The sequence below is a fragment of the Paenibacillus tabacirhizosphaerae genome, assembly GCF_040812395.1.
Lineage (GTDB): Bacteria > Bacillota > Bacilli > Paenibacillales > NBRC-103111 > Paenibacillus_E.
In genome coordinates this window covers 605,091-614,148 of sequence record NZ_JBFNXH010000001.1, presented here as the reverse complement: position 1 = coordinate 614,148, position 9,058 = coordinate 605,091, and the positions used below count along the sequence as shown (strand labels likewise).

The 9,058-nt window shown below is 44.2% G+C and carries 9 protein-coding genes; 8 read left to right on the top strand and 1 reads right to left on the bottom strand.

Annotated features, from left to right (window positions below; all coding sequences use genetic code 11):
• Positions 1-141: 141 nt before the first annotated feature.
• Complete coding sequence (locus ABRS97_RS02920) at positions 142-372, bottom strand: DUF2626 domain-containing protein (RefSeq protein WP_147949813.1); 231 nt, start codon at positions 370-372, stop codon at positions 142-144.
• A 362-nt stretch (positions 373-734) separates the two neighbouring features.
• On the opposite strand from ABRS97_RS02920, the gene ABRS97_RS02915 reads away from it, so the two are divergent.
• From ABRS97_RS02915 to ABRS97_RS02880, 8 genes are all read left to right on the top strand, one after another.
• Positions 735-1,385 (top strand): RsfA family transcriptional regulator, encoded by a 651-nt coding sequence (locus ABRS97_RS02915; protein WP_367811388.1) that lies wholly within the window; start codon positions 735-737, stop codon positions 1,383-1,385.
• A gap of 119 nt (positions 1,386-1,504) precedes the next feature.
• The gene (locus ABRS97_RS02910; protein ID WP_367811387.1) at positions 1,505-2,464 is read left to right on the top strand and encodes a ketopantoate reductase family protein; all 960 of its coding nucleotides are present in this window, start codon (positions 1,505-1,507) and stop codon (positions 2,462-2,464) included.
• 13 nt (positions 2,465-2,477) lie between these two features.
• Positions 2,478-2,876, top strand: a complete 399-nt coding sequence (locus ABRS97_RS02905; RefSeq protein ID WP_367811386.1) for a DUF3397 domain-containing protein — start codon at positions 2,478-2,480, stop codon at positions 2,874-2,876.
• A gap of 398 nt (positions 2,877-3,274) precedes the next feature.
• Positions 3,275-4,957, top strand: coding sequence for a peptide ABC transporter substrate-binding protein (locus tag ABRS97_RS02900; protein ID WP_367811385.1), 1,683 nt, complete (start codon positions 3,275-3,277; stop codon positions 4,955-4,957).
• Between the two features lie 106 nt (positions 4,958-5,063).
• Positions 5,064-5,996, top strand: coding sequence for an ABC transporter permease (locus ABRS97_RS02895; RefSeq protein ID WP_367811384.1), 933 nt, complete (start codon positions 5,064-5,066; stop codon positions 5,994-5,996).
• Between the two features lie 3 nt (positions 5,997-5,999).
• Positions 6,000-6,932 carry an ABC transporter permease gene (locus ABRS97_RS02890; RefSeq protein ID WP_367811383.1) on the top strand — a complete coding sequence of 311 codons (933 nt, stop codon included), beginning with the start codon at positions 6,000-6,002 and terminating at the stop codon, positions 6,930-6,932.
• Between the two features lie 13 nt (positions 6,933-6,945).
• Complete coding sequence (locus ABRS97_RS02885; protein ID WP_367811382.1) at positions 6,946-7,983, top strand: ABC transporter ATP-binding protein; 1,038 nt, start codon at positions 6,946-6,948, stop codon at positions 7,981-7,983.
• Positions 7,976-8,932: an ABC transporter ATP-binding protein gene (locus tag ABRS97_RS02880; protein WP_367811381.1), complete on the top strand. Its 957-nt coding sequence runs from the start codon at positions 7,976-7,978 to the stop codon at positions 8,930-8,932. Before ABRS97_RS02885 ends, ABRS97_RS02880 begins: the two co-directional genes overlap by 8 nt.
• Positions 8,933-9,058: the final 126 nt, after the last annotated feature.

The following is a 9,058-nucleotide window of genomic DNA, read 5'->3' as shown; positions in this document are numbered from 1 at the left end:
AAAAGACATCCGCCCCCTAAAAAATGGAGGTAGATGTCTTTTTTGCAACTTATGCGAGACGCCGTAAAAAAACATAAGTTCTTCAGTGGCCTCCTATAAAGTCGGATCACCTTTTTGCTGGTTGTTGTTATTTTTACTGTTTTACACGGACATTTTGAAAAATGACCAGTAGGTAAATCCGCCAAAGGAGATAATCATATATCCCCAGAACAACAATATGTAAGTACGTTCTGACAAGCGCATATAGCCTAGAATGACGAATACGGCTGTTTGGAAAAAGAAAATCAGAGACATTGGAATCATATCTCCAGCTAAGCTCATCAGTGCGATTACAAGTGTCCAAAAACCTAGAACCCGAAACATGCGATCCATTTTCGTTACGTCCCCCTCTCATACCACGTTGCACTTTTACTACAACACATTATACCTTTTGAAGAGAATAGTGTAAACCGTCAAAACGTGACGAAATTAAAAACATTTCGTCCAATAAGCGTAGTATGTCTATATATTTGAATTCCATGTATGAGTGTGAAAAAAAATGGCAATACCATTTAGTATCAAATAGATTCTATGAACTCTAGTATGGGCATAGAAATAGTAATAATGGCACGAATCAATTTATACACCTACTCCCTACGAATTGATTCTCTTTATGAATACTGAAAGCTGGATCTCCAATCGGTCAGTTTTCAGTATAGATGCATCTGCACATTTATGTTAGGAGGATTGACCTTATGTCGGCAATTAGACAAGATGCTTGGAGCGATGAAGATGATTTGATTTTGGCGGAGGTGACGCTGCGTCATATTCGGGAAGGAAGCACGCAATTATCCGCGTTTGAAGAGGTAGGGGAACGCATTGGCCGGACGGCTGCAGCTTGCGGCTTCAGATGGAACAGCTTTGTAAGAAAGAAATACGAAGCAGCGATTCAGATCGCAAAAGCTCAACGACAAAAACGTACACAGCTCAAAAAGCACGCCGCAGTCAGTATTTCGAGTTCCTCCATCGCGCTCCTTGATGCTCCGGAAATAACTTCGAGCAAATTTGAATCATTCACAGAGGAAACGCTTTCGATTGATGCTGTGATCCGGTTTCTGCGTCAATGGAGAAGCACGTATCAGGATATGAACAGGCATATCAAAAATTTGGAGAAAGAATTGCAGGACAAAGAAGACGAACTAGATAAGCTAGGTAGAGAAAACGACAAGTTGAATAAACAAGTCAATGAAGTGGAAACCGATTACCGTGTTGTGAACGATGATTATAAGGCTTTGATTCAAATTATGGACCGTGCAAGAAAAATGGCTTTCCTGGTTGAAGAGGAAGAGGATGAAAAGCCGCGCTTTAAGATGGACGCGAATGGGAACCTAGAAAGAGTAGACTAAATTATCCTTACTATAGAAAGCTTCGGCAAGAGGGGGAAACCACCTCGATGCCGAAGCTTTTCTATTTTGCTATAATGAAGTCAAATTGATTATCGTTACATGGGGAAGGATTGCTACTTATGCGGATTGCCATCGTTGGCGCAGGATCATTGGGCTTATTATTCGCTTCAAAATTAAGTGCTGTTTCTGAACATATAATTGTAGTGACTAGGACAATAGAACAAGCGAATACGCTTAGGGAGAGCGGCATAACGTTAGTTGAAGAGGGTCATGTTAAGGTAAATTCAGATATTGGCCGGATAAGCTATGAAAGCTATGAGGCGAGCATTGCCAGTATGGAAGTAGGCGGAATGCCTGGCGAGATGGACCTGGATTATTTGTTTCTTATGGTCAAACAGCCCGCGATTACACCTGAATTGATGGCATATGTGAAAACTCGGATGTCATCTGGCACGATTGTGGTCTGCTTTCAGAATGGGGTGGGCCATGAAAAGAGACTGGGACAAGCGCTTGGAATGGATCGTCTTCTGCTGGCGGTTACAACCGAAGCTGCCAGAAGGGAAGGTCCCGCCGCGGTAGCTCACACAGGGCATGGTGTAACCTATATAGGTTCACTCGCTTCAGAAAGCGGGCCTAAGCAAAATTTGAAAATTTTGTTAATTGATTTTTTGGAGAAGGCAGGAATTACAGCGATTCTGTCGAAAAATATGGAGATACGGGTTTGGAATAAGTTGATTATGAATGCAGTGATTAATCCGCTTACCGCCATCCTGCGCGTACGGAATGGGGAATTGCTGAACTCACCATGGGCATTGTCGCTTATGCGTGAATTGTTCGAAGAAGCTTCGCTCGTTGCAGCGGCACAAGGTGTTGTCTTGCCAGATGATCTATGGGAGACACTGCTCGGCGTATGTGAAGCTACAGCTCAGAATCACTCCTCGATGCTGCAGGATCTTAAGCAAGCCAAGGGCACAGAAATAGACAGCATGAATGGCAGTTTGCTTCAAATGGCGATAGAGTTGAAGCTGATGCTTCCTGTTCACCAAACCGTGTATGGTCTCGTGAAAGCCCTTGAATAAGAGGTGAGCTAAGATGAATGTGATAACCGAATTTCTAAAGTCTATATATGCTTTTCTTGCTGTTGCTCCATTTATTACTTTTATCGTTTTATGGTTTCTTGTGTATGTATTATTAAAGGATAAAAAGATGACAACGAGACTGACAATGGATCTGACGACGTTTTTTTTAGTCGGCTCCGTATCTATTATGTGGAATCGATTGTTTCAGACATCCTTTGGGTTTTGGTTAATCATGCTTGTTCTGCTTGTTGCATTCGGAATGATTGGCGGATACCAGACGCGGCTTAAAGGGAAGACAGATTTGGTAAAGGTGAGTCGGCTTGTTTGGAGAATGGGCTTTCTAGGTCTTTCTGCTCTTTATATCGTCCTTTTCCTCGTTCATATCGGAAAAAACTTCATTTTTTCGACGTAATGACAAAAGAAAATGCTTACATGGTTTAAACCAGCTGCTTTTTTTGTAATAAATTCTTGAGAATTGTAGAAAATAACAATGATGATTGTCTGGATTTTATTGACCGTTGGTTGTATAATTAAAAACTGTGAAGCTATCATTGCAGTTATAAGTAGTGACCTTGCCGTCATTAATTTAACAATGGTGAATTAATTGCTGGACATTATTTCTTAATGTGATATAATTCCTTGCGTATACTCTAGTAAATTTTTTTACCAGAGGTTTGAGATAGATAATATAACATAGAATATCGCATTTTCACTTGCTAAGGGTTTTCGGTGTTAGGTTGTTGTTAATTATTCTGCCCATGCACCTGGCCATAGATGAAGAGATACATAATTTTAAAGGAGGAGTTTATTATGAAAGCAACAAAGTGGGTTTCAACAGCGGTAGCACTTACGCTAATGGGTAGTGTTGCTATTGGATGCGCTAAAAGTGGGGAACCAGCTGCATCGCCAACAGGAGATGCCAAAGGCACAGCTGCTCCGGCAGCGTCGAATAAACCGCAACAACTAGCAATTAACTTTACTGCAGAACCGCCTGTACTTGATGTTTCCAAATCAACTGCGAACGCAGTGTCGACGATTCTGAATGCTGTAAGTGAAGGTTTGTACCGAGTAGATAAGGATGGAAAAGCGACTCCGGCGCTTGCCAAAGACTTTCCTAAAGTATCTGCGGACGGTTTGACTTACACGATTGATATTCGCGATAACGCAACTTGGGCGGATGGTCAGCCTGTGAAAGCGCAGGATTTCGTATATTCCTTCAAGCGTACGCTGGATCCAGCTACGAAAGCGCAATACAGCTTCATGGTTGCGTGGCTTAAAGGCGGAGAAGCCGTTACTAAAGCAAAGACACTTGAAGAAGTTAAAGCCGCTCAAGATGCTCTCGGCGTAAAAGCGATCAGTGACAAACAGCTTGAAATCAAGCTTGAAAAACCGATTGCGTTCTTCACACAATTGCTTGGATTCCTTGCTTTCTTCCCGCAAAGAGAAGATATCACGACGCAATACGGCGATAAAAACGGCGCTGATGCTGATAAAGTGATTGGCGCAGGTCCTTTCGTGCTTAGTAAATGGGAACACCAACAATCGCTTGAACTCGTGAAAAACGACAAATATTGGGATGCCGCTAATGTGAAATTGAACAAAGTGACCATCAATATTGTTAAAGATACGAACACTGGTTTGAATTTATATGAAACAGACGCGGCTGATCTTGCTGAAATCAAAGGCGACCAACTTAAATTGTATGCTGGCAAACCGGACAACGCTCCTAAGCCTGAGTTGACGAACAGCTATATCATGTACCAGACGCAAAAGAACCCGGCTCTGGGCAACAAGAAAATTCGCCAAGCGCTTGGCATGGCAATCGACCGTCAAGCATTTGTAGATACAGTTCTTGCTAACGGATCTGTTGCTTCCACAGGTCTTGTGCCAGAAGGTACATCCGATGGCGCAGGCGGCAGTTTCCGTAAAACTGCTGGCGAGACGCAAGATAAGTTCGATGCGGCTAAAGCCAAACAATTGCTGGAAGAGGGTTTGAAAGAAGTTGGCTTAACAGCACTGCCAAAAATGAAATTGAATGCCGATGATACAGAAACTGCGAAGAAATCCTTGGAATTTATTTTGGCTCAATGGAAACAAAACTTAGGGTATGAAGCAGAAGCGAATCCGCTGCCGCATGCGCTGCGCATTGAGTTGTCTTCGAAGCATGATTTCGAAATGGTTTTATCGCTTTGGGGGGCTGACTACAATGACCCAATGACTTTCCTGGATATGTGGATTACTGGCGGAGAGTTTGATGAAGGCTTCTACAGCAATACGCAGTATGACACTTTGATTAAACAGTCGCAAGTGGAAGTTGATCCTTCCAAACGTGCCAAAGCAATGGCTGATGCCGAGAAAATCCTGATGGATGATCAAGGTGTAACGCCGCTTTATTTCCGCAGCCGCGCTTATTTGAAAAAACCAAGTGTTGACGGATTGCTGCTTCCTTCCTTCGGTCCTGAGTGGGAATTGAAATGGACTTCCATTAAGTAATTAACCCACGCAATAGTAAAATTCATGGAAGAGGCCCGTTCGCACCTCGTGGGAGCGGCCTCTTCTAAATTTCTAGGCAAAACATTATGAAATAAGGAGGAGCATTATGGTTAAGTTCATTCTTCGCCGTCTCTTATATGCGCTTATAACGTTATGGCTCATCGCCACTTTTACTTTCGTATTGATGAAAAACTTGCCAGGCAATCCGCTGGGTGAAGGCGCTGAACGGATTCCCAAGGCTACACGGGACATGTTGATGAAGCAATACGGGCTGGATAAGCCGTTATGGGAGCAATATTTGACTTTCATGAACAATATCATTCATGGCGATCTAGGAGCTTCCTTTCAATTCCCTGCCCATAAAGTTACGGATATTATTAAACAAGCTTTCCCTGCTTCTCTGGAACTTGGATTAATCTCGATCGTTATTGCGATTATTGTTGGTTTGGCTTTGGGGATTATTGCCGCTTTGAAACATAATAAGGCTGGCGATTATACGGCAATGTTCATTGCTGTAGTTGGGGTTTCGATTCCGTCTTTCGTATTGGGACCTTTGTTGTCGTACTATATTGGGGTTAAATGGGGTATTCTTCCTGCAGGATTGTGGAAAGGCCCTAGCTACCGAGTTTTGCCGGCGATCGCCTTGTCATTCGGGACAATTGCCATACTGGCGCGCTTGATGCGCACGTCCATGCTCGATGTGCTTAATCAGGATTATATTAAAACGGCCAAGGCCAAAGGTCTAACGAATGTAACGGTCGTTGTTAAACATACGATTCGGAATGCCATTATGCCGGTTATTACAATTATCGGACCAATATTTGTAAACGTCATCACGGGAACACTCGTTGTTGAACAAATTTTCTCCGTACCAGGTTTGGGTAAACATTTTGTTTCATCTGTCTATTCGAACGACTATACCATGATTTCAGGTTTAACCATTTTCTATTCCAGCGTGTTGATTTTAGTAATTTTTGTAACAGATGTTCTTTATGGTTTTATTGACCCTAGAATTCGTCTTGGGAAAGGCGGGAAGTAAAAGATGCAAACGACAACGCAATCAACTGAGAGAAAAGATAAGTTTGCTCCCGTTTCTACATCAGCTTTGACAAGCGAAAGAATCGTAAGACCATCGCTTAATTATTGGCAGGACGCATGGAGACGACTTAAGAAAAATAGACTGGCTATGGCCGGCTTAATTATACTAGTTGCTTTGATCGTATTGGCCATTGTTGTGCCATTTATTTCAAGTTACGATTATCAGACGCAAGATCTCAAAATCAAAAACATTTCGCCAAATGCCGCCCACTGGTTTGGTACCGATGACTTCGGCCGTGACCTATGGACTCGCGTATGGTGGGGGACTCGCATTTCGCTATTCATCGGAATTGCAGCTGCTTTGATCGATTTGGTGCTTGGCGTAATTTACGGCGGTATTTCCGCTTATTACGGCGGCCGCGTCGATGAAGTGATGCAGCGTACGATTGAAATTGTATACTCCATTCCTTATTTGCTGATTTCCATTCTATTGATTATGGTTATCGGTCCAGGTATTCCGACGATTATTTTGGCCTACAGTATTACCGGTTGGGTGCCGATGGCGCGTCTTGTTCGGGGTCAAATGTTGACCTTGAAGGAACAAGAATTTGTACTGGCTTCTCGCACGTTAGGGGCCTCGGCTATGCGCATTATTTTGCGCAGCCTGATTCCGAATGCGCTTGGCATCATCATTGTACAGATTACTTTCGTTGTTCCGTCAGCGATTTTTACGGAAGCTTTCCTTAGCTTCATTGGTTTGGGCATTAAACCGCCGCTTGCTTCACTGGGCAACCTGTTGTCGGACGGCGCTAACTATATTCGGCTGTATCCGCATCGCCTCATTTTCCCGACTATTATATTCAGTTTGATTCTACTCAGTTTCAATCTGCTGGGCGATGGTCTTCGCGATGCGCTTGATCCAAAAATGCGCAAGTAAGAAGGGGTGAAGGATGATGAGCACCAATAAGAATTTGCTTGAAGTAAAAGACTTGAAAGTTTCTTTCCGTACTTATGCGGGAGAAGTGCAGGCAGTTCGCGGCGTGTCTTTTACTCTTAAAAAAGGTGAAGTATTGGCGATTGTAGGTGAATCAGGCTGCGGGAAATCTGTTACCGCGCAAACGCTCATGCGTTTAATTCCTACTCCGCCTAGTTATATAAAAAGCGGCTCAATTCTGTTCGACGGGCATACAGATATCACGAAATTATCCAACAGACAGATGGAGAAAATTCGCGGTTCCGAAATGGGCATGATTTTCCAAGATCCAATGACATCGCTCAACCCGACGATGAAAATCGGCGATCAGATTACAGAAGGCCTAATGAAACACCAAAACTTGAATAAAAAGGCAGCGACCGAACGTGCCATTGAGATTCTAAAATTAGTAGGTATTAACAGTCCGGAGGGGCGGATTCACCAATATCCGCATGAGCTTTCCGGCGGTATGCGCCAGCGTGTGATGATCGCTATCGCACTTGCTTGTTCGCCGAAGTTGCTCATTGCCGATGAACCAACGACGGCACTTGACGTGACGATTCAAGCGCAGATTATTGATCTGATGAAGGAAATCTCGGTTAAAACGGATTCATCCATTATCTTGATTACGCATGATCTTGGCGTTGTTGCGGATATGGCGCAGCGCGTAGTGGTTATGTACGCAGGCAAAATTGTCGAGCAAGGGACAGTAGACGAAATTTTCTACGACCCTCAACATCCGTACACATGGGGATTGCTTCGTTCTGTACCGCGTTTGGATACAAACAGCGACGAGGAATTGGTGCCGATTCCAGGCACGCCGCCTGATCTGTTTGCGCCGCCAAAAGGCTGTGCTTTCGCGGCGAGATGCCCTTACGCTATGAATCATTGTCTGGAAGAAGATCCAGAGCATACTACGCTTTCGGAGACGCATAGCTCAGCTTGCTGGCTGCTGCACCCGGATGCGCCGAAAGTTGAACGTCCTGTAGGAGTGGGAGGTCACCAACATGGCTAATCAACCAATTTTGCAAATTCGCAATATGAAAAAGCATTTTAATCTTGGCAATGGCAAGCTTTTGAAAGCTGTTGACAATTTCTCTATAGAGATTAACCGCGGCGAGACATTTGGTCTCGTTGGGGAATCCGGCTGCGGTAAATCCACAGCAGGCAGAACCATTATTAATTTGTATGACGCTACAGAAGGCGAAGTTATTTTCAATGGCGAGAATGTTCACCAATTAAAAGGCAAGAAATTAAAAGAATTTAATCGCAATATGCAAATGGTGTTCCAGGACCCGTACGCCTCCTTGAATCCGCGTATGACCGTAGGGAATATCATTGCCGAAGGCATTGATATTCATGGTCTATACAAAGGAGCTGAACGCAAAGGTCGCGTGTTGGAGCTGCTGCGCGCCGTTGGGTTGAACGACGAACATGCGAACCGTTTTCCGCACGAATTTTCCGGCGGACAACGTCAGCGTATCGGTATTGCCCGTGCATTGGCGATTGAGCCGCAATTTATTATTGCGGACGAGCCGATTTCTGCGTTGGACGTATCCGTACAGGCGCAGGTTGTGAACTTGTTCAAGAAATTGCAGAAAGAACGCGGTTTGACGTACTTGTTTATTGCGCATGACTTGGCGATGGTAAAACACATATCTGACCGTATCGGCGTTATGTATTTAGGCAATCTGGTTGAAGTGACAACGTCCAACGATTTGTATGCGAAGCCTCTGCATCCATATACGCAATCGCTGCTTTCAGCGATTCCGATTCCGGATCCGGAAATCGAGCGTACCCGCGAACGCATTATTCTTCAAGGCGATGTGCCGAGCCCGTTGAATCCGCCAAGCGGCTGCCCGTTCCGTACACGCTGTCCGCAGGCGATGCCGCAGTGTGCTGTGTCAATGCCGCCGTCAAAAGAAGTAGAACCGAATCACTTCGTTGCTTGTCATTTGTACTAAGGTGTTGGTGCCGTCCCATTGGGGCGGCTTTTTGAATGTTTAAATCCTTTACAGAACTAAGCGCTAGGGATACCATTCTAACACGCCAGAAAGCTATGCCGTCAGGTATGTGTGTGCGATGAGCTT

What these genes read in the sequence shown, in the direction of transcription:
- ABRS97_RS02905 (WP_367811386.1), top strand. Translation starts at nt 2,478, where the DNA reads ATGAATGTGATAACCGAATTTCTAAAGTCTATATATGCTTTTCTTGCT.
- ABRS97_RS02915 (WP_367811388.1), top strand. Translation starts at nt 735, where the DNA reads ATGTCGGCAATTAGACAAGATGCTTGGAGCGATGAAGATGATTTGATT.
- ABRS97_RS02900 (WP_367811385.1), top strand. Translation starts at nt 3,275, where the DNA reads ATGAAAGCAACAAAGTGGGTTTCAACAGCGGTAGCACTTACGCTAATG.
- ABRS97_RS02895 (WP_367811384.1), top strand. Translation starts at nt 5,064, where the DNA reads ATGGTTAAGTTCATTCTTCGCCGTCTCTTATATGCGCTTATAACGTTA.
- ABRS97_RS02890 (WP_367811383.1), top strand. Translation starts at nt 6,000, where the DNA reads ATGCAAACGACAACGCAATCAACTGAGAGAAAAGATAAGTTTGCTCCC.
- ABRS97_RS02910 (WP_367811387.1), top strand. Translation starts at nt 1,505, where the DNA reads ATGCGGATTGCCATCGTTGGCGCAGGATCATTGGGCTTATTATTCGCT.
- ABRS97_RS02920 (WP_147949813.1), bottom strand. Translation starts at nt 372, where the DNA reads ATGGATCGCATGTTTCGGGTTCTAGGTTTTTGGACACTTGTAATCGCA.
- ABRS97_RS02880 (WP_367811381.1), top strand. Translation starts at nt 7,976, where the DNA reads ATGGCTAATCAACCAATTTTGCAAATTCGCAATATGAAAAAGCATTTT.
- ABRS97_RS02885 (WP_367811382.1), top strand. Translation starts at nt 6,946, where the DNA reads ATGATGAGCACCAATAAGAATTTGCTTGAAGTAAAAGACTTGAAAGTT.